The 24,416-nt window shown below is 71.4% G+C and carries 24 protein-coding genes; 21 read left to right on the top strand and 3 right to left on the bottom strand.

Going from position 1 to position 24,416, the window contains the following annotated elements:
- The first annotated feature begins 102 nt into the window (after nucleotides 1–102).
- The 3 genes from AC07BS_RS10575 (at nucleotide 103) to AC07BS_RS10565 (ending at nucleotide 3,099) form a co-directional block, all read left to right on the top strand.
- Nucleotides 103–1,332: a site-2 protease family protein gene (locus AC07BS_RS10575; RefSeq protein WP_478644799.1), complete on the top strand. Its 1,230-nt coding sequence runs from the start codon at nucleotides 103–105 to the stop codon at nucleotides 1,330–1,332.
- A 104-nt stretch (nucleotides 1,333–1,436) separates the two neighbouring features.
- Nucleotides 1,437–2,324, top strand: coding sequence for a tRNA (adenine-N1)-methyltransferase (locus AC07BS_RS10570; protein WP_399930811.1), 888 nt, complete (start codon nucleotides 1,437–1,439; stop codon nucleotides 2,322–2,324).
- A gap of 190 nt (nucleotides 2,325–2,514) precedes the next feature.
- Complete coding sequence (locus tag AC07BS_RS10565; RefSeq protein WP_478644796.1) at nucleotides 2,515–3,099, top strand: hypothetical protein; 585 nt, start codon at nucleotides 2,515–2,517, stop codon at nucleotides 3,097–3,099.
- 4 nt (nucleotides 3,100–3,103) lie between these two features.
- Here AC07BS_RS10565 and AC07BS_RS10560 read toward each other — a convergent pair whose 3' ends face one another.
- Complete coding sequence (locus AC07BS_RS10560) at nucleotides 3,104–3,400, bottom strand: ferredoxin (RefSeq protein WP_478644793.1); 297 nt, start codon at nucleotides 3,398–3,400, stop codon at nucleotides 3,104–3,106.
- A 241-nt stretch (nucleotides 3,401–3,641) separates the two neighbouring features.
- On the opposite strand from AC07BS_RS10560, the gene arc reads away from it, so the two are divergent.
- The 6 genes from arc (at nucleotide 3,642) to prcA (ending at nucleotide 9,787) form a co-directional block, all read left to right on the top strand.
- On the top strand, nucleotides 3,642–5,408 hold the full coding sequence (gene arc / locus AC07BS_RS10555) for a proteasome ATPase (RefSeq protein WP_478644790.1): 1,767 nt from the start codon (nucleotides 3,642–3,644) through the stop codon (nucleotides 5,406–5,408).
- Between the two features lie 307 nt (nucleotides 5,409–5,715).
- On the top strand, nucleotides 5,716–7,227 hold the full coding sequence (gene dop, locus AC07BS_RS10550; RefSeq protein WP_478644788.1) for a depupylase/deamidase Dop: 1,512 nt from the start codon (nucleotides 5,716–5,718) through the stop codon (nucleotides 7,225–7,227).
- Between the two features lie 148 nt (nucleotides 7,228–7,375).
- Entirely contained in the window at nucleotides 7,376–7,594 is a 219-nt protein-coding gene (locus AC07BS_RS10545; RefSeq protein ID WP_478644785.1) for a ubiquitin-like protein Pup, read from the top strand.
- Nucleotides 7,595–7,648: 54 nt separating this feature from the next.
- Complete coding sequence (locus AC07BS_RS10540) at nucleotides 7,649–8,224, top strand: endonuclease VII domain-containing protein (protein ID WP_478931396.1); 576 nt, start codon at nucleotides 7,649–7,651, stop codon at nucleotides 8,222–8,224.
- A complete protein-coding gene (gene prcB, locus AC07BS_RS10535; RefSeq protein WP_478644782.1) occupies nucleotides 8,176–9,018 on the top strand; it encodes a proteasome subunit beta in 843 nt (280 codons plus the stop codon). The genes AC07BS_RS10540 and prcB overlap by 49 nt, the downstream gene beginning before the upstream one ends.
- A 46-nt stretch (nucleotides 9,019–9,064) precedes the next feature.
- Nucleotides 9,065–9,787: a proteasome subunit alpha gene (prcA, locus tag AC07BS_RS10530; RefSeq protein ID WP_478644779.1), complete on the top strand. Its 723-nt coding sequence runs from the start codon at nucleotides 9,065–9,067 to the stop codon at nucleotides 9,785–9,787.
- Nucleotides 9,788–9,867: 80 nt separating this feature from the next.
- Here the strand turns inward: prcA and AC07BS_RS10525 are convergent, their stop codons facing one another.
- Nucleotides 9,868–10,968 (bottom strand): LacI family DNA-binding transcriptional regulator, encoded by a 1,101-nt coding sequence (locus AC07BS_RS10525; RefSeq protein WP_478644776.1) that lies wholly within the window; start codon nucleotides 10,966–10,968, stop codon nucleotides 9,868–9,870.
- 172 nt (nucleotides 10,969–11,140) lie between these two features.
- Between AC07BS_RS10525 and AC07BS_RS10520 the strand changes: the two genes are divergently transcribed.
- The 12 genes from AC07BS_RS10520 (at nucleotide 11,141) to AC07BS_RS10465 (ending at nucleotide 23,444) form a co-directional block, all read left to right on the top strand.
- Nucleotides 11,141–12,379, top strand: coding sequence for an MFS transporter (locus AC07BS_RS10520; protein WP_478931394.1), 1,239 nt, complete (start codon nucleotides 11,141–11,143; stop codon nucleotides 12,377–12,379).
- Between the two features lie 9 nt (nucleotides 12,380–12,388).
- Entirely contained in the window at nucleotides 12,389–13,750 is a 1,362-nt protein-coding gene (gene pafA, locus AC07BS_RS10515) for a Pup--protein ligase (protein ID WP_478644771.1), read from the top strand.
- Between the two features lie 142 nt (nucleotides 13,751–13,892).
- Complete coding sequence (locus AC07BS_RS10510; RefSeq protein ID WP_478931392.1) at nucleotides 13,893–14,873, top strand: FKBP-type peptidyl-prolyl cis-trans isomerase; 981 nt, start codon at nucleotides 13,893–13,895, stop codon at nucleotides 14,871–14,873.
- 65 nt (nucleotides 14,874–14,938) lie between these two features.
- The gene (locus tag AC07BS_RS10505) at nucleotides 14,939–15,310 is read left to right on the top strand and encodes an FKBP-type peptidyl-prolyl cis-trans isomerase (protein ID WP_478644765.1); all 372 of its coding nucleotides are present in this window, start codon (nucleotides 14,939–14,941) and stop codon (nucleotides 15,308–15,310) included.
- 116 nt (nucleotides 15,311–15,426) lie between these two features.
- The gene (locus AC07BS_RS10500; protein WP_478931389.1) at nucleotides 15,427–16,419 is read left to right on the top strand and encodes a helix-turn-helix transcriptional regulator; all 993 of its coding nucleotides are present in this window, start codon (nucleotides 15,427–15,429) and stop codon (nucleotides 16,417–16,419) included.
- Between the two features lie 26 nt (nucleotides 16,420–16,445).
- The gene (locus tag AC07BS_RS10495) at nucleotides 16,446–17,408 is read left to right on the top strand and encodes a helix-turn-helix transcriptional regulator (RefSeq protein WP_478644762.1); all 963 of its coding nucleotides are present in this window, start codon (nucleotides 16,446–16,448) and stop codon (nucleotides 17,406–17,408) included.
- 71 nt (nucleotides 17,409–17,479) lie between these two features.
- Nucleotides 17,480–17,710, top strand: coding sequence for a hypothetical protein (locus AC07BS_RS10490; RefSeq protein WP_478645082.1), 231 nt, complete (start codon nucleotides 17,480–17,482; stop codon nucleotides 17,708–17,710).
- A gap of 98 nt (nucleotides 17,711–17,808) precedes the next feature.
- Nucleotides 17,809–18,018, top strand: coding sequence for a hypothetical protein (locus tag AC07BS_RS10485; protein WP_478644760.1), 210 nt, complete (start codon nucleotides 17,809–17,811; stop codon nucleotides 18,016–18,018).
- Between the two features lie 228 nt (nucleotides 18,019–18,246).
- On the top strand, nucleotides 18,247–18,525 hold the full coding sequence (tatA, locus tag AC07BS_RS10480) for a Sec-independent protein translocase subunit TatA (RefSeq protein WP_478644757.1): 279 nt from the start codon (nucleotides 18,247–18,249) through the stop codon (nucleotides 18,523–18,525).
- Nucleotides 18,526–18,609: 84 nt separating this feature from the next.
- Complete coding sequence (gene tatC, locus AC07BS_RS10475; protein ID WP_478644754.1) at nucleotides 18,610–19,551, top strand: twin-arginine translocase subunit TatC; 942 nt, start codon at nucleotides 18,610–18,612, stop codon at nucleotides 19,549–19,551.
- Nucleotides 19,552–19,680: 129 nt separating this feature from the next.
- Complete coding sequence (locus AC07BS_RS10470; RefSeq protein ID WP_478644753.1) at nucleotides 19,681–20,574, top strand: diacylglycerol kinase; 894 nt, start codon at nucleotides 19,681–19,683, stop codon at nucleotides 20,572–20,574.
- 44 nt (nucleotides 20,575–20,618) lie between these two features.
- On the top strand, nucleotides 20,619–23,444 hold the full coding sequence (locus AC07BS_RS10465; protein WP_478644750.1) for a DEAD/DEAH box helicase: 2,826 nt from the start codon (nucleotides 20,619–20,621) through the stop codon (nucleotides 23,442–23,444).
- Between the two features lie 18 nt (nucleotides 23,445–23,462).
- Here the strand turns inward: AC07BS_RS10465 and AC07BS_RS10460 are convergent, their stop codons facing one another.
- Nucleotides 23,463–24,392, bottom strand: a complete 930-nt coding sequence (locus tag AC07BS_RS10460; protein WP_478644748.1) for a LysR family transcriptional regulator — start codon at nucleotides 24,390–24,392, stop codon at nucleotides 23,463–23,465.
- Nucleotides 24,393–24,416: the final 24 nt, after the last annotated feature.

The raw sequence follows: 24,416 nt of genomic DNA, 5'->3' as shown, positions 1-24,416 counted from the left end.
CGACAGTCGGCCGCATACCATCGACGGTAGACCCCTTCGCACTGCATGATCGTAAGAATGCACCACGTGGGTGCGAATGACCGGATCCGACGAGGGGACACCGTGGACAACAGCGGGCAGGGCCGCACCGGCGGCAACGACGCCGGCCGACCCCCCGGCCCCGGGGACCGCAAGCCGCAGCCCCCGCGCGAGGCCGGCGGCGGCATCCTCATGGGCCGTCCCTTCGGCGTACCCGTCTACGTCGCCCCCAGCTGGTTCCTGGTGGCGGCCCTCATCACCTGGGTCTTCGGCGGCCAGCTCGACCGCGTCCTGCCCGAGCTGGGGAACATCCGCTACCTGGTCGCCCTCTTCTTCGCCGTCGCCTTCTACGCCTCCGTGCTCGTCCACGAGCTCGCCCACACGGTCGCCGCACTCCGCTTCAAACTCCCGGTACGCCGCATCCAGCTCCAGTTCTTCGGCGGCGTCTCCGAGATCGAGAAGGAGAGCGAGACCCCCGGCCGCGAATTCGTGCTCGCCTTCGTCGGCCCCCTCCTCTCCCTCGTCCTCGCCGGCCTCTTCTACCTGGGCGTCCTCGCCGTCCAGCCCGGCACCGTACCGGCCGTCCTGCTCGCCGGGCTGATGGTCTCCAACCTCCTCGTCGCCGCCTTCAACCTGCTCCCCGGCCTCCCCCTGGACGGCGGACGCATGCTCCGCGCCGTCGTCTGGAAGATCAGCGGCCGCCCCATGACCGGCACCGTCGCCGCCGCCTGGGTCGGCCGCGCCCTCGCCGTCGGCGTCCTCGTCGGGCTCCCCCTGCTCACCCACCGCGCCGGCGCCGAGGAGATCGGCGGCGTCGACACCCTCACCGACGCCCTGCTCGCCGCCATCCTCGCCGCGATCATCTGGACCGGCGCCGGCAACAGCCTGCGCATGGCCCGGCTCCGCGAACACCTCCCCGCCCTGCGCGCCCGCGCCCTCACCCGGCGCGCCGTACCCGTCGAGGCCGCCACCCCGCTCTCCGAGGCCCTCCGCCGCGCCAACGAGGCCGGCGCCCGCGCCCTGGTCGTCGTCGACGGACAGGGCACCCCCACCGCCCTCGTCCGCGAGGCCGCCATCGTCGGCGTCCCCGAGCACCGCCGCCCCTGGGTCGCCGTGGGCACCCTCGCCCAGGACATCCGCGACGGCATGCGCGTCTCCGCCGACCTCTCCGGCGAGGACCTCCTGGACGTCCTGCGGGCCACCCCCGCCACCGAATACCTCGTCGTCGAGGACACCGGGGAGGTCTACGGCGTCCTCTCCACGGCCGACGTCGAACGCGCCTTCGTCGCCGCCATGGCCCGCCCCTCGTCGTAGCGGAGCCGGCGCGGAGGCGCCACGGAGCCGCTATAGAGCCCGTGCGGAGCCCCGCGGGCCCACAGGTGGTCGGCCGCCCGCAGCACACCCGGTAGGCTGGTCACATGTCCGAACCGACCGGTGCCGCCCGCCGTCGCGGGCCCTTCAAGGTCGGGGACCAGGTCCAGCTCACCGACCCCAAGGGACGCCACTACACGTTCACGCTCGAGGCCGGGAAGAATTTCCACACCCACAAGGGTTCCTTCCCCCACGACGAGCTGATCGGCGCTCCCGAGGGCAGTGTTGTCCGTACCACGGGAAACGTCGCCTACCTCGCGCTGCGCCCCCTGCTCCCCGACTACGTCCTGTCCATGCCCCGCGGTGCCGCCGTGGTCTACCCCAAGGACGCGGGGCAGATCCTGGCGTTCGCCGACATCTTCCCCGGCGCCCGCGTCGTCGAGGCCGGTGTGGGATCGGGCTCGCTCAGCAGCTTCCTGCTGCGGGCCATCGGCGACCAGGGCATGCTGCACTCCTACGAGCGCCGCGCGGACTTCGCCGAGATCGCGCAGGCCAACGTGGAGCGCTACTTCGGCGGCCCCCACCCCGCCTGGCAGCTGACCGTCGGCGACCTCCAGGACAACCTCTCCGACACCGACGTCGACCGGGTCATCCTGGACATGCTCGCCCCGTGGGAGTGCCTGGAGGCCGTCTCCAAGGCGCTCGTGCCCGGCGGCATCCTGTGCTGCTACGTGGCCACCACCACCCAGCTCGCGCGGACCGTGGAGTCCATCCGTGAGATCGGCTGCTTCGCCGAGCCGCAGCCCTGGGAATCCATGATCCGCAACTGGCACGTCGAGGGCCTGGCCGTCCGCCCGGACCACCGGATGATCGGCCACACCGGCTTCCTCGTCACCGCCCGCCGCCTCGCGGACGGCGTCGAGCCCCCGATGCGCCGCCGCCGTCCCGCCAAGGGCGCCTACGGCGAGGACTACGAGGGCCCCAACAAGGGCTGACCCCTCCCGCACGAACGCGAGCGCCGCCGCCGAGTACGCATCCCCACGCGAACTCGACGGCGGCGCTCGCGCGTTGGGCACCCGTACACCGGGTGAGGCCAGGGCCCGCGCCCCCCGTGTGCCGGCCCCGGGCCGTGTGGCACGATGCGGAAGATCCTCGTCCCAGCCGCCCCCGGAGGAGTCGGTGCGCGTGCAGCCCCCGGCAGGACCCGTCCCCGAGCCCCACCCGCACACCCGTACCCGTCCGGTCCACTGGCTGGCCACGGCCGCCGCACTGGCCGGCGTGATCACCGGCGCCGCACTCCTCGGCCCCGGCGACGCCGGCGCCACCGCCCCCACGCCCCCGGCCGCTGCGGCCCCCGCCCCCGACGCGGGGGCCGTCCGCTACCCCGTCGACTGCGGCAGCGCCACCGCCGAGGTCACCGACCGGGCCACGGGGGACCTCGACGGCGACGGCGAGCCCGAGACGGTCGCGGTCGTCCGCTGCCCCTCCGGCGCCGGCACCCCGCCCAGCGGCGTCTACGTCCTCGCCCCGGCGGCCTCCGACCCCGAGCACAAGGCCGCGCCCCGGATCGTGGCCGCCCTCGTCGACCCCCGGGAGCGGATGAGCGTCACCGGCCTCACCGTCACCGAGCGCACCGTTTCGGCCACACTTCTCGGCTACTCCGCGGCCCGCGTCCCCCGCTGCTGCCCCGACCTGCGCCGGGCGGTCAAGTGGCACTGGCGCGACGGCCAGTTCGCCCTGACCGCCGCGCCGGTCGCGGCGGGTGGATGAACCGTCACCCCGCGTCGGGGCCGTACACCTCGACCTTGTCCGAGACACGGCGGACATGGATGCAGTCCCCCGGGCACTCCAGCGCGGAGTCCCGCACGTCGTTGAGCAGCGGCAACGGGACCGGCGTGGTGGCACCCTTGTCCTGGAGCAGCTCGTCGTCGGCGCTCTTCACATACGCCAGCCCGTCGATGTCCAGCTCGAAGACCTCCGGGGCGTACTGCGCGCAGATGCCGTCCCCGGTGCACAGGTCCTGGTCGATCCAGACTTCCAGCTCACCGAGTCCTTCTTCCTGCACCGTCATCTCGCCTGCCGTTCCTGCGTACGTGAACCAATTGGAGCCAGCCCTGACGGGTGTTGACCGAGTCGACGATACAACCGCCCGCTTTCCGATGTTGATGGGTGGGTATTCCCCTCACGTGAGGACGTGCGCAAGGGTGAAGATCGGACACACTCCGACCGGGTTTGTGATCTAGGGGTTTCAACCTGCACCGGCCCAGGTAGGGTCTGGAAGCGTCCAGCTCCCCTTGGAGGAGGTGAGGACCGTGGCAGCCCACGACGACGACATGAACCGCGGCATCCGGCCGGGACGAGGGTCTGACGACCCCGCGGGCCAGGTTGCCTATCTCGAGCAGGAGATCGCCGTCCTGCGCCGCAAGCTCGCCGACTCACCGCGCCACACGAGGATTCTCGAAGAGCGCATCGTCGAGCTCCAGACGAACCTGGCCGGCGTCTCCGCGCAGAACGAACGCCTCGCGAACACCCTCCGCGAAGCACGCGACCAGATCGTGGCCCTCAAGGAGGAGGTCGACCGGCTCGCCCAGCCGCCGGCCGGCTTCGGGGCCTTCCTGCAGGCGAACGAGGACGGCACCGCCGACGTCTTCACCGGAGGCCGCAAGCTCCGGGTGAACGTCAGCCCCGGCGTCGAGCTCGACGAGCTCCGGCCCGGCCAGGAAGTCATGCTCAACGAGGCCCTCAACGTGGTCGACGCCATGGCCTTCGAGCGCCACGGCGACATCGTCACCCTCAAGGAGATCCTCGAGGACGGCGTACGCGCCCTGGTCATCGGGCACACCGACGAGGAGCGGGTGGTACGGCTCGCCGAGCCGCTGCTGGACACCACCATCCGCCCCGGTGACGCCCTCCTGCTCGAACCCCGCTCCGGCTACGTCTACGAGGTCATCCCCAAGAGCGAGGTCGAGGAACTCGTCCTCGAAGAGGTCCCGGACATCGACTACACGAAGATCGGCGGCCTGGGAAACCAGATCGAGCTGATCCGCGACGCGGTCGAGCTCCCCTACCTCTACCCCGACCTCTTCAAGGAACACGAACTCCGCCCGCCCAAGGGCGTCCTGCTCTACGGCCCCCCCGGCTGCGGCAAGACACTCATCGCCAAGGCCGTCGCCAACTCCCTTGCCAAGAAGGTCGCCGAGGTGACCGGCAAGCCCGCGGGGAAGAGCTTCTTCCTCAACATCAAGGGCCCCGAGCTCCTCAACAAGTACGTCGGCGAGACCGAACGGCACATCCGGCTGATCTTCCAGCGCGCCCGCGAGAAGGCCAGCGAGGGCACCCCGGTCATCGTCTTCTTCGACGAGATGGACTCCCTCTTCCGCACCCGCGGCTCCGGGGTCAGCTCGGACGTGGAGAACACCATCGTCCCCCAGCTGCTCTCCGAGATCGACGGCGTCGAGGGCCTGGAGAACGTCATCGTCATCGGCGCCTCCAACCGCGAGGACATGATCGACCCGGCCATCCTGCGCCCCGGCCGCCTCGATGTGAAGATCAAGATCGAGCGCCCGGACGCCGAGGCCGCCAAGGACATCTTCTCGAAGTACCTCACCGAGACCCTGCCGCTGCACGCCGACGACCTCACCGAACACGGTGGGTCCGCCAAGGCGACCGTGGACGGCATGATCCAGTCGGTCGTCGAGCAGATGTACGCCGAATCCGAGGAGAACCGCTTCCTGGAGGTCACCTACGCCAACGGTGACAAGGAAGTCCTCTACTTCAAGGACTTCAATTCCGGAGCGATGATCCAGAACATCGTGGACCGGGCCAAGAAAATGGCCATCAAGGCCTTCCTGGACCACAACCAGAAGGGCCTCCGCGTCTCCCACCTGCTCGCCGCCTGTGTGGACGAGTTCAAGGAGAACGAGGACCTGCCCAACACCACCAACCCGGACGACTGGGCCCGCATCTCCGGAAAGAAGGGCGAGCGGATCGTCTTCATCCGCACCCTCGTCACCGGAAAGCAGGGCGCGGACACGGGCCGCTCCATCGACACCGTGGCCAATACCGGCCAGTATCTCTAGCTCAGCCGTCCGGCTGCGGACGCCCCCGCCGTTCCGCCACCCCCGCCCAGTGGCGGGGGCGGCCCCGGGGCGTCCGCAGCCGGACGCGTTTTGCACCACTTGTGGGACTCGCACAGCGACGTTTTCCGACCGCCACGAGAACCGGAGCAATGACTGTAATGATCTCCCCAGGGCCGCAAAGCCGTTCTAGGCTCTTCGGTACCGCCGCCGAGCGCAATGGGGGATCGGGGACCGGGCACGGACTGGATGCGCAGCGGTACTTGAGCGCCGACCCCACCGGGGGGCGCCGCCGGGCAAGGAGGGCCGCATGACCGTACGGCGAGTAATGGGCATCGAGACGGAGTACGGGATCTCCGTCCCAGGTCACCCGAACGCCAATGCCATGCTCACCTCGTCCCAGATCGTCAACGCCTACGCGGCCGCGATGCACCGGGCACGCCGTGCCCGCTGGGACTTCGAGGAGGAGAACCCGCTGCGGGACGCCCGCGGCTTCGACCTCGCCCGCGAAGCCGCGGACTCCAGCCAGCTCACCGACGAGGACATCGGCCTCGCCAACGTCATCCTCACCAACGGCGCACGCCTCTACGTCGACCACGCCCACCCCGAATACAGCTCACCCGAGGTGACCAACCCCCGCGACGCCGTCCTCTGGGACAAGGCCGGGGAACGGATCATGGCCGAGGCCGCCGAACGCGCCGCCCAGCTCCCCGGCGCCCAGCCCATCCACCTCTACAAGAACAACACCGACAACAAGGGCGCCTCCTACGGCACCCACGAGAACTACCTGATGAAGCGGGAGACCCCCTTCTCCGACATCGTGCGCCACCTGACGCCGTTCTTCGTCTCCCGCCAGGTCGTCGCCGGCGCCGGCCGCGTCGGCATCGGCCAGGACGGCCACGAACACGGCTTCCAGATCAGCCAGCGCGCCGACTACTTCGAGGTCGAGGTCGGCCTCGAGACCACCCTCAAGCGGCCCATCATCAACACCCGCGACGAGCCGCACGCCGACGCCGAGAAATACCGCCGGCTCCACGTGATCATCGGGGACGCCAACCTCTCCGAGATCTCCACCTACCTCAAGCTCGGCACCACCGCCCTCGTCCTCTCGATGATCGAGGACGGCTTCATCGCCGTCGACCTCGCCGTCGAACAGCCCGTACGCACCCTCCACCAGATCAGCCACGACCCCACCCTGCGACGCCTCATCACGCTGCGCAGCGGCCGCACGCTCACGGCGGTGCAACTCCAGATGGAGTACTACGAGCTCGCCCGCAAATACGTCGAGGACCGCTTCGGCGCCGACGCCGACGAGCAGACGAAGGACGTGCTCACCCGCTGGGAGGACGTCCTGGGCCGGCTGGAGCACGACCCCATGAGCCTGGCCGGGGAGCTCGACTGGGTGGCCAAACGGGAGCTGCTGGAGGGCTACCGCCGCCGCGACGGCCTGGGCTGGGACGCCGCCCGGCTGCACCTCGTGGACCTCCAGTACGCGGACGTCCGCCCCGACAAGGGCCTGTACAACCGCCTCGCGGCCCGCGGCCGCATGAAGCGCCTGCTGGACGAGGCCGACGTCGCCCGGGCCCGCACGGCCCCGCCCGAGGACACCCGCGCCTACTTCCGCGGCCGCTGCCTGGAGCAGTACGCCGAGGACGTCGCCGCGGCCTCCTGGGACTCCGTGATCTTCGACCTCCCCGGCCGCGACTCCCTCCAGCGCGTCCCCACCCTGGAACCGCTGCGCGGCACCCGCAACCACGTCAAGGAGCTCCTGGACCGCTGCCGCACGGCGGAGGACCTGGTCCGGGTCCTCTCGGGCGGCTGAGCGGGTCTGAGAAGGACGGGAGGGGGGAATCATCACGGTGGTTCCGGGACGTTGTAGCAAGTGCAGGGCCGATCCCCGGCCCTGCTTGTAGGGTCGGATCTTGAACGTCTCGTGTACGTGTACGTCGAAACCGAGCGGGGTGAGGGGTATGGCGACCAAGGACACCGGCGGCGGACAGCAGAAGGCCACGCGTGCGACGGAGGAGACCGAGGAGCAGGCGCAGGACGCGCAGGTCTCCGAGGACCTCAAGGAGCGCCAGGAGAAGCTGTCGGACGACGTGGACTCCGTGCTGGATGAGATTGATGATGTCCTAGAGGAGAATGCGGAGGATTTCGTACGCTCGTTCGTTCAAAAGGGAGGCCAGTGAGGCTTTTTGCCTTCGATTCGAAGGTGAGGGGTGGGGGTGGCTGACCGTGGAGACGTGAAGCGTTGCACGCGGTGTGGTGAGGAGAAGCCGCGTGCGCGCTTCGCGATCAAGCGCACGAACTTGGATGGTCTGCAGCGTCACTGTCGCGACTGCGCGTCCGCCTACCACCGGGCACGCGAGGTGAAGCTGGGGAAGAAAGTGCGTCCTGAGGCGGATGTCCCCGAAGGGCACAAGCACTGCTTGCGCTGTGGCCAAACCAAGCCGCACTCGGAATGGCATCGTAATGCGTCCGCCTCCGACGGGCTGTCCACGCGCTGCAAGGCGTGCCGAGCCATCCAGGGGCGATCCGATCACCTCAGGCGCCAGTACGGCATCACCGAGGCGCAGCGCGACGAGATGATCACGTCGCAGGCAGGCGTCTGCTGCATTTGCTTGGCGGCGCCCGCGGTGCATGTGGATCATTGTCACGAGACGGATAAGGTCCGTGGCGTGCTGTGCTTCAACTGCAACTCGGCACTCGGAAAGTTGAGAGACGATGTCGGCGTCATGCGTCGTGCCATCGCCTACCTGGAAGGAAACGTGTGGAAGCCAACCCTCGTAGCATCGGGCGTCTACCTGCTGCCTTCCTGACGCCCGGCTCGTCGTCCTTCATGGATTTCCTCGGGGCGCACCAGCCCGAGCTGCTGCCGCGCAACCGGCAGCTGCCGGCCCAGGGTGTCGTCGAGGCCCCGCACGGTACGACCATCGTCGCGGCCGCCTTCCCGGGCGGTGTGGTGCTCGCCGGTGACCGGCGGGCCACGATGGGCAATGTGATCGCTCAGCGTGACATCGAGAAGGTGTTCCCGGCCGACGAGTACTCGGCGGTGGGTATCGCCGGTACGGCCGGGCTGGCCGTGGAGATGGTCAAGCTGTTCCAGCTGGAGCTGGAGCACTTCGAGAAGGTCGAGGGGGTCTCGCTCTCCCTGGAGGGCAAGGCCAACCGGTTGTCGACGATGATCCGCAGCAATCTCGGCATGGCCATGCAGGGGCTGGCCGTGGTGCCGCTGTTCGCCGGGTGGGACGCGGACCGCCGCAAGGGCCGCATCTTCTCCTACGACGTGACCGGTGGGCGTTCCGAGGAGCAGGGCTTCGCGGCCACGGGGTCCGGTTCGCTGTTCGCGCGTGGTGCGCTGAAGAAGCTCTTCCGTGAGGACCTGACGGAGGCGCAGGCCACCACGCTCGTCGTCCAGGCGCTCTACGACGCCGCCGACGACGATTCCGCGACCGGCGGTCCCGATCTCGCGCGCCGCATTTACCCCATCGTCACCGTCATCACCGACGAGGGCTTCCGCAGGCTCACCGATGCCGAGTCCGCCGAGATCGTCCGCGCCATTCACGAGCGGCGGCTCGAGGAGCCCGACGGCCCGCGGGCCGCGCTCCTGTGACGCCTTCGACACTGACGGAACCCCACACGAGAAGGGACGGATAGCGGTGTCGACGCCGTTCTATGTCTCACCCCAGCAGGCCATGGCCGACCGCGCCGAGTACGCCCGCAAGGGCATCGCCCGCGGCCGGAGCGTGGTCGTCCTCCAGTACGACGACGGTGTGCTGTTCGTCGCCGAGAACCCGTCCCGCGCCCTCCATAAGGTGAGCGAGATCTACGACCGGATCGCCTTCGCGGCGGTCGGGAAGTACAACGAGTTCGAGAACCTCCGCATCGGCGGTGTGCGCTACGCCGATCTGCGCGGTTACACCTACGACCGGGGCGATGTCACGGCCCGGGGCCTGGCGAACGTCTATGCGCAGACGCTGGGCACGATCTTCTCCAGCGCGGGGGAGAAGCCGTACGAGGTGGAGCTGATCGTCGCGGAGGTCGGGGCGGGTCCCGAGGACGATCAGATCTACCGGCTGCCGCACGACGGTTCCATCGTCGACGAGCATGGCTCGGTCGCGGTCGGTGGCAACGCCGATCAGATCAGCAGTTATCTCGACCAGCGGCACCGCGACGGGATGACGCTCGCCGAGGCCCTCAAGCTGGCCCGGGACTCGCTCGCCCGTGACACGAACGGCAGTGAGCGGACGCTCACGGCCGAGCAGCTGGAGGTCGCGGTCCTGGACCGGACGCGGCCGCAGACGCGCAAGTTCAAGCGGCTGCTGGGGCAGCAGCTGACGCGGCTCCTGGAGGGTGACGGGACCGCCGCGGCGGAGGAGTAGCCGGGTGTCCTCAAGGGCCGGACGGGCTGAATTCAGCCCGTCCGGCCCTTGAGGGCCCGGGGTCCGGGGCGGAGCCCCGGTTACCGAGAGGGTGCCGCACCCGTCGACGCGCGGGGCATCAGTCGTACCGGCAGGGTCGCCGGCGCCGCCGTGGCGCCGTCCAGTACCGCCACCAGTGCCCGTAGCCCGGCCTCTCCCACGCCTTCGGCCGGCAGGCGCACGGTGGTGAGCTCCGGTTCGAGTGCCGTCGCCAGGGCGAGGTCGTCGAAGCCGGTGACCGAGACGTCGGCCGGTACGCGGAGGCCGAGGCGGCGGGCGGCCTTGCAGGCGCCCGCGGCGAGGATGTCCCCGTCGCAGACCAGTGCGGTCGGGGCGGCGGGTCCGGTGGTGAGGGCGCGTTCGGCGGCGGCTCGGCCGGCGTCCACGTCCAGGGGTGCCCGTTCGGTGCGGACGATCTCGGCGCCCGCTGCGCGCAGGCGTTCCGTCAGGGCCCGCTCGCGTACGCGGAAGGTCCAGGAGTCGACGTCGGCGGCGATGTGGGCGAAGCGCCGGTGGCCCAGGTCGAGCAGGTGGTCGGCCAGTCGGCGCATGCCGTCGGCGATGTCGGGGTTGACGGTGGCGGCCGCCTCGGGTCGTGAGGGGTCGCTGTCGAGCATGACGAGCGGCAGTCCGCCTTCGCGCAGGTCGGTCAGGGCCTCGGCGGCCATGGAGGAGGCGATCACTCCGTCCAGGGTTGTCCGTGCGGAGGCGAAGGGGTCGCGGGCCTTGCCGGTGCCTTCGGGCGAGGGGTAGAGGACCACGCCGATGCCGTGTTCGGCGGCGGCGCGGGCGGCGCCGGCGTGGACGCGGGCGAAGAATTCGTTGGTGAGGGCGGGCACCACGAGCAGTGCGGTGCGGGTGCGGCCCAGGCGGAGGTCGCGGGCGGCGGCGTTGGGCCGGTAGCCGAGTTCGCGGGCGGCGTCGCGTACGGCGCGGGCGGTGGGTTCGGAGACGCGGCCGCGCCATTTGTCGCCCATGACGAGGGAGACCGTGGCCTGGGAGACGCCGGCGGCCCGTGCGACGTCCCGGCTGGTGGCCCGGGCGGTGGCGGCGTGGCGTCCTCGTACGGTCGGCCAGCGCTTTCCGCCCCCGCCCCCGCTCCTGCTCCCGCTTCCGCTGTGCTCGGCCTCGACGTCCGTCACCGGTGCTGCGCCCCTCTCGCTGCTGCCGTGCCGCCGCACGGTTGGACCCGCGGGCTGTGGCCATGGTACGTATAACCGATCTAGTTATACGTAAAACGATAATGAACCGGACGTGTGTCCGGAACACGACGAGAGGCGGACAATGGCGGCGGCGGGCGGCGGTTACGTCGACATGCTCAGAACGCGGCACGCGGCGCGACTGCTGACCGGCACCCTGGTGGGGCGGCTTCCCAACGCCACCGCCGCGCTGGCGATCGTGCTGTTCGTGCGCGCCGAGGGTGGCAGCTACACCCTCGCCAGCGTGCTCTCGGCCGTCTACGGCGTGGCCAACGCCGTCGGCCAGCCCCTGCTCGGCCGGGCGGTCGACCTCCACGGCCAGCCCCGGGTGCTGCTGCCCTCGGCGCTGCTCGCCGCGCTCGGCATGACGGCCTTCGCCGCCGTCGGCCTGGAGCCGCTGCCCCTGGTCTACGCGGCCGTGATCGTCTCGGGCTTCTTCACCCCGCCCCTGGAGGGCGGCCTGCGGGCCCTGTGGCCGTCCGTCCTCAAGAGCGAGGACCGTATCCACGCCGCGTACTCGCTCGACGCCATCGCCCAGGAAGTGATGTACGTCGTCGGCCCGCTGCTGATCACCTGGCTGGTCTCGTGCTGGTCCGAGGCCGGCGCGCTCTACGTGATCAACGCGCTGGGCGCCCTCGGCGCGCTGGCCGTCGTCACCTCGCCGCCCTCGCGGGAATGGCGCAGCGAGCCCCGCGAGGCCCACTGGCTGGGTGCCCTGCGGTCGCGCGGCCTGCTGGTGCTGCTGAGCACGTTCTTCTTCATAGGCTCCGCGCTGGGTTCCATAGCCGTGGCCGCGGTGGCCTACGGCGATGCCCACGACAGCGGTGACGTCGCGGGCTGGATCCTCTCCGCGCTCGGTGTGGGTGCCCTGATCGGCGGCACGATCTACGGTGCCCGTGAGTGGGCGGGCACCCCGGAGCAGCGGCTGCGGGTGCTGGTGACCGGGCTCGCGCTGGGTTACGTCCCGCTGCTGCTGGTGCCGGGCCCCTGGCCGATGGTGATCCTCGCGGGTGTCGCCGGTGTCTTCCTGGCGCCCTGCCTGGCGTGCGCCTTCGTGGTCGTCGACCGGCACGCGCTGCGCGGCACGGTGACCGAGGCCTTCTCCTGGCTGGTGACGTCCTTCGGTGTGGGCGCGGCCATCGGTACCGCCGTCGCCGGTCCGGTCCTGGAGCACGCGGGGGTCCGCTCGGGCTTCCTCGTCGCCGTGGGCGGCGGAGCGGCCGCCCTGGTCGTCATGATCGTGGCCCGGGGTTCGCTGCGCGCGCCCGAGGCGCCGTCGCCCGTGGTGGCCCGGTCGGAAAACGATCGCAGCGGAGCTGTCGAAGCCGGTTTCAGCGCAGGGCATCAGGCGTAATGTTCAGGCATGGACCGCCGCATTTTCGGGCTGGAGAACGAGTACGGCGTCACGTGCACCTTCAGGGGACAGCGCCGGCTGTCCCCTGACGAAGTGGCGCGGTACCTCTTCCGCCGTGTCGTTTCCTGGGGCCGCAGCAGCAATGTCTTCCTGCGCAACGGCGCCCGCCTCTATCTGGACGTGGGGTCGCACCCGGAGTACGCAACTCCGGAGTGCGACAGCGTGACCGAGCTGGTCACCCACGACAAGTCGGGCGAGCGCATCCTCGAGGGTCTGCTCGTCGACGCCGAGCGGCGCCTGCACGAGGAGGGGATCGCGGGCGACGTCTACCTCTTCAAGAACAACACCGACTCCGCCGGGAACTCCTACGGCTGCCACGAGAACTATCTCGTCGCGCGGCACGGGGAGTTCTCGCGTCTGGCGGACATCCTCATCCCCTTCCTCGTCACCCGGCAGCTGATCTGCGGGGCGGGGAAGGTCCTCCAGACCCCCCGCGGCGCGGTCTACTGCGTCAGTCAGCGGGCCGAGCACATCTGGGAGGGCGTCAGCTCCGCCACCACCCGCTCGCGCCCGATCATCAACACCCGTGACGAGCCGCACGCCGACGCCGAGCGCTACCGCCGGCTCCACGTCATCGTGGGCGACTCCAACATGTCCGAGACCACGACACTCCTCAAGGTCGGTGCCACCGATCTGGTGCTGCGCATGATCGAGGCGGGTACGGTCATGCGCGATCTCACCCTGGAGAACCCGATCCGGGCCATCCGCGAGGTCAGCCACGACGTCACCGGCAGACGCAAGGTGCGTCTGGCCAGCGGCCGGGAGGCCTCCGCCCTGGAGGTCCAGCTGGAGTACTACGAGAAGGCCGTGGACTTCTGCGAGCGCCGCGGTATTCGTACGGGCACCGTCGAGCGCGTGCTGGAGCTGTGGGGGCGCGCGCTGGAGGCGATCCGTGACGAGGAGCTGGACCGTATCGCCACCGAGATCGACTGGGTGATGAAGTACCAGCTCATCGACCGGTACCGGGCCAAGAACAACATCACCATGTCGCACCCGAGGATCGCCCAGATAGACCTCGCCTACCACGACATCCACCGCCGGCGGGGGCTGTACTACCTGCTGGAGCGGCGCGGTCAGGCGGCGCGGGTGTGCAACGACCTGAAGATCTTCGAGGGCAAGTCGGTGCCCCCGCAGACCACCCGGGCCCGGTTGCGCGGCGACTTCATCCGCCGGGCGCAGGAGCAGCGCCGGGACTTCACCGTCGACTGGGTGCATCTGAAGCTCAACGACCAGGCGCAGCGCACGGTGTTGTGCAAGGACCCGTTCCGGTCGGTGGACGACCGGGTGGAGAAGCTCATCGCCGGGATGTGACGGCCGGGGCGTGAAGGGCACGTGTGTGCGCCGGGTCCACCGGACCCGGCGCACATCCGTGTCGGACGGGGTTGATCGGCGCGGGACAGGCCGTAGAGTTGCGGCACTGCCCAGCCGACCCCTACAGCCCGAGTTGGACTTGATGAACCACACGAAGAACGCGCGTCGCCTCGCCGCGGCGTTGGCCGTGCCCGTCCTGCTGCTCACCGCCTCGGCGTGCGGGTCCGATGACGGCGGCTCCTCCGACGCCAAGGTGAAGGTGGAGGGGAAGTTCGGCGAGAAGCCCGAGATCTCCGTCCCGAAGGACACCAAGCCCTCGGACAAGCTCGTCGTCACGACCCTGACCAAGGGCACGGGCGCGAAGGCGGAGAAGGGCTCGTTCGTCCGGCTGGACTTCGCCGGGCAGACGATGAAGGACAACAAGCCGCTGGGCGGGACCTGGGCGACCCAGGACAAGTCGGGCAGCAAGGGTCCGCGCCGCCAGATGGTGCAGCAGCTCGGCCAGCCCAGCCAGGAGATGCCCGCCAAGGTGCTGGACGCCGTGATCGGTCAGAAGGCCGGTTCCCGCATCGAGGTCGAGGGCACCGCGAAGGCGCTGATCGGCGACCAGCTCAACCCGCAGGCGGGCGTCAAGCCCGAGGACGGCCTGGTCTGGGTCATCGACGTGGTCGGTGCCCAGAAGGTCGACTCCAAGGCCGAGGTCAAGGGCGAGCAGGCCAAGCCGGAGGAGGGCATGCCGGAGGTCAAGGCCAATGCGCAGAAGGCCGCCGACATCGTCATCCCCAAGGACACCAAGCCCCCGACGGACCTCAAGGACCAGGTGCTGATCAAGGGCAGCGGTCCGGAGATCAAGGCCGGTGACGGTCTGATCGCCCAGTACACGGGTGTGAAGTGGGAGGACGGCAAGAAGTTCGACTCCTCCTGGGACCACTCCGGCGCCACGGCCTTCCAGATCGGGACCGGCTCGGTCGTCCTGGGCTGGGACAAGGGCCTGGTCGGCAAGCATGTGGGGGACCGGGTGGAGCTGGTCATCCCGCCGAAGTTCGGCTACGAGGGACAGGCCGGCAGTGGTCTGGACAAGAACACCCTGGTCTTCGTCGTGGACATCGTCGGCAAGGTCTGATCCGCTGATCGCGGTCTGCCAGAATTGCACGGTTGTCTACACGATTCATTCGTAGGAGCACGTTCGTGAACATCGAAAAGCCTGAGATCGACTTCCCCGAGGGCGACGTCCCGACCGACCTCGAGATCACCGAGATCTGGGAGGGCGACGGCCCCGAGGCCAAGGCCGGCGACTTCGTCAAGGTCCACTACGTGGGCGTGGCCTTCTCCACCGGTGAGGAGTTCGACGCGAGCTGGAACCGCGGCAACCCGCTGGAGTTCAAGCTCGGCGCCGGCCAGGTCATCCCGGGCTGGGACCGCGGTATCCAGGGCATGAAGGTCGGCGGTCGCCGCCGGCTGACCATCCCCGCCCACCTCGCCTACGGCGACCGCGGCGCGGGCGGCAAGATCGCCCCGGGCGAGACGCTGATCTTCGTTTGCGACCTGATGGGCGTCTGAGACACCCCGAACGAAGGCCGAGGGCCCGTGCCTGCCTGGCACGGGCCCTCGGCTTTTGTCGTACGAGCCGTGAGCGGTACGGTCAACGGTTGAGAGCACAAGTAGAGAGGGCGTCGATGGCGATTGCCAAGGCCGAGCGGCTGATGAATCTGGCGTTGTGCCTGCTGGGCACCCGCCGCCCGCTCAGCAAGGGGGAACTGCGGGCCTCCATCGAGGCGTACATCGAAGCCGCCGCCGCGAGCGGCTCGGGCGCCCCGGGCGAGCCCGGGAACGACGACGCCTTCAACCGCATGTTCGAGCGCGACAAGGAGGACCTCCGCGAGCTCGGGCTGATCATCGAGACCGTCGAGGGCGTCGACGGCGAGACCGGTTACCTCGCCCGCCGCGACAGCAACCGCCTGCCCCCGATCACCCTCGACGCCGAGGAGGCCGCGGCCCTGGGCCTGGCCGCCAAGGTCTGGCAGCAGGCCCGGCTGGCCGGCGCCGCCAGCGGAGCCCTGCAGAAGCTGCGGGCCGCCGGCATGCCGCTGGCCGAGGACCCCTACGGCGGCAGCCACAGCGTCCTGGAGACCCGCATCCCGGTCCACGAGGCCGCCTTCGAGCCCCTGATGCTCGCCGCCCGTGACCGCCGCCCCGTGGTCTTCGACTACCGCAAGGCCAACGCCGCCCACCCCGAGCAGCGCCGCGTCGAGCCCTGGGCGCTGGAGTTCTGCCGCGGCCACTGGTACCTCGCCGGCTGGGACCGCGACCGCCAGGCCGAGCGGGTCTTCCGCCTCTCCCGCATCACCGGCCGGGTCCGCTCCCGGGCGCTGCCCTTCACCGCGCCCGTGCCCGACCACGTCACGGTGCGCACCACCGTCGAGGGCTGGGCGGGCGAGACGGCCACCGGCACCGCCCGGATCAAGGTGCGCGCCGGCCACGGCTACCCGCTGCGCGCCCGGGCCACCGCCACCAGCGACCTGGGCGACGGCTGGGACGAGCTGGAGATCCCCTACGGTCACGGGCTGGACGCCTGGCTGGTCGAGTTCGGCCCCGACGTCATCGTGCTGGAACCCGCCGAGCTGCGGGCCGACGTGATCGACCGGCTGCGCGCCGTGGCCAAGGGCTGAACCGAGAGGAACGGGACCGACTTCTGATGGCCACCAACGCCATTGACCAGACCCGCCGGATGCTGTCGCTGGTCACCTACCTGCGGGAACGCCCCGGTGCCCGGGTCGCCGACGTCGCCCGCGCCTTCGGCATCACCGAGGACGAGCTGATCGGCGACCTCGATGTGCTGCCGATGTGCGGCACCAGCTTCCGGGGCGGTGACCTGCTCGACATCGACACCGACGGTGACCGCATCTGGTGGCACAACCCCGACGCGTCGGGCACGTCCACCGGCGAGCCGCTGCGGCTCGCCGCCGACGAGGCGACCGCGCTCCTGGTCGCGGCCCGCGCCGTGGCCACCCTGCCCGGCCTGCGCGAGAGCGACCGGCAGGCGCTGCAGCGCGCCACCGCCAAGATCGAGGCCGCCGCCGGCGAGGCGGCGGGCGCCAGCTCCCGGCTCTCGGTCACCTTCGAGTCCGAGGGCGGTGTCTTCGCCGACGTCGACCGGGCCATCTCCGAGCGCCGCCGCGTCTGGCTGCGGTACTACTCGCCCGCGCGCGACGAGCTCACCGAGCGTGAGGTCGACCCCATCCGGCTGTTCGCCGTGGGCCACACCTACATGGAGGCGTGGTGCCGGCTGTCGGAGGACCGGCGCACCTTCCGTCTCGACCGGGTGGCCGAGATCCGGCTGCTGGACGAGGTCTGCGACCCGCCGCCGGTGGAGCTGCGCGACCTGTCCGCGGGGCTGGTGCAGCCCGCGGCCGAGGACCCCGAGGTCGTCATCGAGGTCGGCGCCGGCGGCCGCTGGGTCGCCGAGTACTACCCGCACGACAGTGCCGAGGAGCTGCCCGAGGGCGGCCTGCGGATCACCCTGCGTACCCCCGACCCCGCCTCGCTGCGCCGTCTGGCGCTGCGGCTGGGCCGGGACGGGCGGATCGTCTCCCCGCCCGAGCTGTCGGGCAGCGCGCGGGACGCGGCGCGCGAGGCGCTCGCCGCGTACGGCGAGTGAGGCGCGGAGGTCCACGACCGGTGACCGGGAAGAACCCGACGCGGAAAGGGGCGGGGGACGTGACGGACGCGATGACGACGGTGGCCGCGGTCTTCAAGGCCGCGTGCCCGGACTGCCGGGGCAGCTTCGAGCTGGCGGCCGGCGCGCTCCGGCTGGCGATCGGCGCCAGCGACCGCACCACCTTCTACTCCTTCACCTGCCCCGACTGCGGCTCCGCGGTCCGCAAGCCGGCCGGCGAGCGGATCGTCGAGCTGCTCACCGGGGGCGGGGTGCGCACGCTGCGGCTGCACATCACCGCCTGATCCCGCCCCGCCCACCCGCCCGCGTCACCGTCGTGATCCGGCCATTCGCCGCCCCGGCGTCCGCCGTTCCCCCGATGTCCCCTCGATAGGCTCGTCCCATGTTCTGGCCCATGCTCGCCATCGCCCTCGGCTTCTGCGGCCTCGCCGTCCTGGCGGTCCTCGCCGCCCGTGTCTTCGCCGAGGTGCGCCGGCTCGCCCGGCAGGTCGAGGAGGCCTCGCGGCGGATCAACCGGGCCGCCGAGGATCTCGAACGGGCCGCGTCCCCGCTGGTCGCGCAGACCGCCCAGGCCGTGCGCGACGGCCGGTGAGCGCCACCGAAGGGCACGTACCGGTGCTCTCCTGCGGATTCGGGACGGACGGTACGCTGGTCGAGGTGGCCCTGTTGACGAGGCGGAGGGTCGCGACTGGGAGTATGCACAGGGATTGCCGAGCGTTTACCCCTGCGCGTTACGATCGCTGCCGTACGGCTGATGGACAAATGTCCGATCAGTCGGCAGGTCCCACACCCATCCCGCTTCGGTGAGAAGGTAAACCACATGTTCGGACGGCTCGGAGCTCCCGAGATCATTCTCATCCTCGTCGTCATCGTCCTGCTCTTCGGCGCGAAGAAGCTCCCCGACATGGCGCGCTCCCTGGGCAAGTCCGCCCGCATCCTCAAGAGCGAGGCGAAGGCCATGAAGGCCGAGGGCCAGGACAACGCCGCCGCCCCGTCCGACCCGCCCGCCACCGAGGCCCCGCGCACGATCAAGGCCGCGCCCGGCGACGTCACCTCCCGCCCGGTCGGCGAGCCGAGCGACCGTACGACCCAGCGCTGACCCGCGCCACCGCCTGACCCAGGACAGCCTTCGGACGGCCGCCGTACGCCGGCGACCGTCTGCCGCACGAGATAGGGACGTGGGTTGCCGAAGCCGGCCCGCAAGAAGGAGAAGGACCCCGAGGGGCGGATGCCGCTCGCGGAGCACCTGCGTGAGCTGCGCAACCGGCTGGCGAAGTCCGTCCTCGCCATCGTGATCGTCGCAGTGGTGGCGGCCTTCTACTACCGGGACATCATCGAGGTCTTCAAGCACCCGATCCAGGACGCGATCGGCTGCAAGATCTCCTTCGCGGAGCTCGCCGGCAAGGACAGCCGCCAGCAGTGCGCGAACATCACCATGTCGGGCCTGGTCGGACCCTTCACCCTCATGGTGAAGGTCTCCCTGGTCTCCGGCCTGGTGCTGGCCAGCCCCGTGTGGCTCTACCAGCTGTGGGCCTTCCTCGCGCCGGGACTGCACAAGACCGAGAAGAAGTACGCCCTCGGCTTCGTCGCCGCCGGTGTGCCCCTCTTCGCGGCGGGCGGCTTCTTCGCCTACAAGGTCCTGCCCTCCGCGGCCAAGGTCCTCATCGAGTTCACCCCCGGCGGCGTCGACAACCTCCTGCCGCTCGACGAGCTCATCGACCTCGTCACCCGCCTCGTGGTGGTCTTCGGTCTCTCCTTCGAGCTGCCCCTGCTGCTCATGATGCTCAACTTCGGCGGAGTCCTCACCGGCCGCCGGATGCTGGGCTGGTGGCGCGGCATGATCATGTCCGTCACGATCTTCTCCGCCGTGGCCACCCCGACCGTCGACCCGTTCTCGATGTTCCTGCTGGCCGGGCCGATCATCGTGCTCTACTTCATCGCGGTCGGTATCGCCCTGCTCAACGACAAGCGCAAGCGCGAGGCCGACCCCGACCGGCTGCTCTCCGACGACGAGGCCGCCCCGCTCGACCTCACCCCGCAGCCCCTCGGCGACTCCGAGCCGCTGCCGCCGCTGACCGAGCAGTCCACCGGCCGCGGCAAGGCCGGCTACGACGACGTGACCTGACCCGCCCGCGGCGCCCACGACGCGCGCCGCCACCGGTCCTCACGGGGCGGTCGCCGATCCGGCGGCCGCCCCGCGCCCGTACCGCCACCCCGCGCCCGCCGGGCCCCCGCCGACCGGTAGTGTCCCCGGGTGACCAGCGACATCACGTTATTCGTCAACCCCACGGCCGGCCGGGGCCGCGGCACCCGGGCCGTCGCGCCCGCCGCCGGCGTCCTGCGCGACGCCGGCTTCCGCGTCCGCACCGTCCTGGGCACCGACGCCGGGGACGCGCTGCGGCGCGCCCGCGAGGCCGTCGCCGGCGGCACCGGGGCCCTCGTCGCCGTCGGCGGCGACGGCATGACCTCCCTGGCCCTACGGGCCGTCGCCGGCACCCCCACCCCCCTCGGCGTGATCGCCGTCGGCACCGGCAACGACTTCGCCCGCGCCGCCGGCCTGCCCGTACGCGACCCCGCCGCGGCCGCCCGCGTCGTCGCCGCCTCCCTCAAGGGCGACGGCGGCCGGCCCGTCGACCTCGGCCGGGTGGGGGACACCTGGTTCGGCACCGTCCTGGCCTCCGGCTTCGACTCCCGGGTCAACGACCGCGGCAACCGCATGCGCTTCCCCACCGGCCGGCTGCGCTACGACGCCGCCCTCCTCGCCGAACTGGCCGCCCTGCGCCCCGTGCGCTACCGGCTCCGGCTCGACGACGGCCCCGAGCAGCGGATCGACGCCACCCTCATAGCCGTCGGCAACGGGCGCTCGTACGGTGGCGGCATGCGCATCTGCGCGGGCGCCCGCCTGGACGACGGCCTCTTCGACGTCACCGTCGTCGGCCCGTGCAGCCGCACCACCCTGCTGCGCGTCTTCCCCAAGGTCTACCGGGGCACCCACCTGACCCACCCCCGGGTGACCACCCACCGTGCCGCCACGGTGACCCTGGAGGCCGACGGTGTCACCGGCTACGCCGACGGCGAACCCCTCGGCCCGCTCCCGCTCACCGCCGAGACCGTCCCCGCGGCCGTCCGGCTCCTGGGAGCTCGATAAAGATCGGGTGGCTGTCATGGGTCACCGGTAGGCTCGGAGACAAGATGACCGACGACATGTCCCCTGCTGAGCGCTACGCCCTGGCACGGCAGCGCGCCGCGGAGCAGGCCACCGCTCTCGCCCCCTTCCGCGAGATGTACGACTTCGAGCTCGACCCCTTCCAGATCGAGGCCTGCAAGGCCCTGGAAGCCGGCAAGGGGGTGCTGGTCGCGGCGCCGACCGGCTCCGGCAAGACCATCGTGGGCGAGTTCGCCGTCCACCTGGCCCTCACCCAGGGCCGCAAATGCTTCTACACCACGCCCATCAAGGCGCTCTCCAACCAGAAGTACAACGACCTGGTCCGGCGCTACGGCGCCGCCAAGGTCGGCCTGCTCACCGGCGACAACAGCGTCAACGCCGACGCCCCCGTGCTGGTGATGACCACCGAGGTCCTGCGCAACATGCTCTACGCGGGCTCGCAGGCCCTGATAGGCCTCGGCCACGTGGTCATGGACGAGGTGCACTACCTCTCCGACCGCTTCCGCGGCGCCGTGTGGGAGGAGGTCATCATCCACCTCCCCGAGTCGGTGACCCTCGTCTCCCTCTCGGCCACCGTCTCCAACGCCGAGGAGTTCGGCGACTGGCTCGACACCGTCCGCGGCGACACCGAGGTCATCGTGTCCGAGGAGCGGCCCGTCCCGCTCTGGCAGCACGTCCTGGCCGGCCGGCGGATGTACGACCTCTTCGAGGAGGCCACCGACCACGGCGGCCGCGGCGCCGCCCGCCGCGAGGTCAACCCCGACCTGCTGCGCACCGCCCGCATGGAGAACAGCCGGGTCTACAACCCGCGCGAGCGCCGCCGCGGCAAGATGGTCCGCGAGGCCGACCGCGAGCGCGAGCGCCGCCAGCGCAGCCGCATCTGGACCCCCGGCCGCCCCGAGATCATCGAGCGGCTCGACGCCGAGGGCCTGCTGCCCGCCATCACCTTCATCTTCAGCCGCGCCGGCTGCGAGGCCGCCGTCCAGCAGTGCCTCTACGCCGGCCTGCGGCTCAACGACGACGCGGCCCGGCTCCGGGTCCGGGAGATCGTCGAGGAGCGCTGCGCCCCCATCCCCGACGAGGACCTCCACGTCCTGGGCTACTTCGAGTGGCTCGAAGGCCTGGAGCGCGGCATCGCCGCCCACCACGCGGGCATGCTGCCGACCTTCAAGGAGGTCGTCGAGGAGCTCTTCGTCAAGGGCCTGGTCAAGGCCGTCTTCGCCACCGAGACCCTGGCCCTGGGCATCAACATGCCCGCCCGGACCGTGGTGCTGGAGAAGCTCGTCAAGTGGAACGGCGAGCAGCACGCCGACATCACCCCCGGCGAGTACACCCAGCTCACCGGCCGCGCCGGCCGGCGCGGCATCGACGTCGAGGGCCACGCCGTGGTCCTCTGGCAGCGCGGCATGGACCCGGCGGCGCTCGCGGGCCTCGCCGGCACCCGCACCTATCCGCTGCGCTCCAGCTTCAAGCCCTCGTACAACATGGCCGTCAACCTGGTCTCCCAGTTCGGCCGGCACCGCTCGCGCGAGCTGCTGGAGACGTCGTTCGCCCAGTTCCAGGCGGACCGGTCGGTCGTCGGGATCTCCCGCCAGGTGCAGAAGAACGAGGAGGGCCTCGCCGGGTACCGGCAGGCCATCGAGTGCCATCTCGGCGACTTCACCGAGTACGCCCGCCTGCGCCGCGAGCTGAAGGACCGCGAGACCGAGCTGGCCAAGCAGGGCGCCCACCAGCGGCGCGCCGCCGCGGCCGCCGCGCTGGAGCGGCTCCGCCCGGGCGACGTCATCCACGTCCCCACCGGCAAGTACGCCGGCCTCGCGCTGGTCCTCGACCCCGGCGTGGCGCCCGCCCGTACGGACCGCCACCGCGGCTACGACCACCACGAGGGCCCGCGCCCGCTCGTCCTCACCGCCGAGCGGCAGGTCAAGCGGCTCGCCCCGATCGACTTCCCGGTGCCGGTCGAGCCGCTGGAGCGGATGCGCATCCCCAAGTCGTTCAACCCGCGCAGCCCCCAGTCCCGCCGTGACCTGGCCTCCGCGCTGCGCACCAAGGCCGGCCACATCGTGCCCGACCGGCACCGCAAGGCCCGCGGCGCCGGCGCGGACGACACCGAGATCGCCCGGCTGCGCGCCGCGCTCCGCGCCCACCCCTGCCACGGCTGCGACGAGCGCGAGGACCATGCCCGCTGGGCCGAGCGCTACTACCGCCTGCAGCGCGACACCCGGCAGCTGGAGCGGCGCATCGAGGGCCGGACGAACACCATCGCCCGCACCTTCGACCGCATCTGCGCGCTGCTGACCGAGCTCGGCTACCTCCACGGCGACGAGGTCACGGAGAACGGCCGCCGCCTGGCCCGTCTCTACGGCGAGCTGGACCTGCTGGCCTCCGAGTGCCTGCGCGACAACGTGTGGGACGGCCTCAAGCCGGCCGAGCTCGCGGCCTGCGCCTCGGCCCTGGTCTACGAGGCCCGCACGGCCGACGACGCCGCCCCGCCCAAGCTGCCCGCCGGGCCGGCGCAGCAGGCCCTCGGCGAGATGGTCCGCATCTGGGGCCGCCTCGACGCCCTGGAGGAGCAGCACAAGATCAACCAGGCGGAGGGCGTCGGCCAGCGCGAGCCGGACCTCGGCTTCGCCTGGCCCGCCTACCGCTGGGCCTCCGGCCACGGCCTGGACGAGGTGCTGCGGGAGATCGACATGCCGGCGGGCGACTTCGTCCGCTGGACGAAGCAGCTGATCGACGTCCTCGGCCAGATCGCCGCGGCGGCCCCGCCCGGCAGCCCGGTGGCCCGCAACGCCCGCAAGGCGGTCGAGGGGCTGCTGCGGGGGGTCGTGGCGTACTCGTCGGTGGGGTGACGGTCACCGGGGTGACGGTCACACGGTCCGGGAGCGCGTCAGCCCCAGCAGCTCCCGGGCCGGGCCCGTCGGGCGGTGGCCCGTGGGCCAGACCGCTCGGAGGGCGCGGCGCAGGGGGAGGTCCGCCACCGGGATCTCCACCAGGCGGTGCGCGGTCAGTTCCTCGCCGGTCGCGAGTTCGCTGAGCACGCACGGGCCCGCGCCGCCGACAGCGGCGGCCTTCGCCGCCGTGGTCGAGGCCAGCTCCAGCAGCGGCTCGGCCAGGCCGCCGTGGCCGGCCAGGGCCGCGTCCAGGACCTGGCGGGTGCCCGAGCCGCGTTCGCGGAGGATCAGCGGGGTGGCCGCCAGCTCGGCCGCCGGCAGCGGGGTGCGCCGGCGGGCCCAGGGGTGGCCGGGGGCGGTGACGACCACCAGGCGGTCACGGCCGATGACGGTGCCGTCCAGGCCGGCCGGGACGTCCAGTCCCTCGACGAAGCCGAGGTCCGCGTCCCCGGCCAGCAGCAGGGCGGCGACGGCGGCGGAGTTGCCGGAGAGCAGCGAGACGGCGGTGCCGGGGCGTGCCGTGCGCAGGGCGACCAGCCAGCCGGGCAGCAGGTACTCGGCGATGGTCATGCTGGCGGCCACCCGCAGCCGGGAGTCCCGGCGGCCGCGCAGCGCCTGGGCGCCCGCGTCGAAGGCCTCGGCCGCCTCCACGATCCGCCGCGCCCAGTCGGTGACGAGGACCCCGGCCTCCGTCAGCCGGGAACCGCGCGGCGAGCGCTCGACGAGCGCGACGCCGAGCTGACGTTCCATGGCCCGTAGCCGGCCGCTCGCGGCGGGCTGGGTGATGCCGAGCTCGCGGGCCGCCCGCCCCAGGCTGCCCAGCCGGGCCACGGCGAGCAGCAGTTCCAGGGCTCCGAGGTCGGGCACCCGGTGGGCCAGCGGCACCCGGACCGGCTCTTCGCTCATCAGTCCAGCTTATGCCCTCATAGC

This window comes from Streptomyces sp. NPDC044063 (assembly GCF_056434285.1).
Note: the sequence above shows the minus strand (reverse complement) of the source record. Positions and strands in the feature narration are given on the sequence as shown.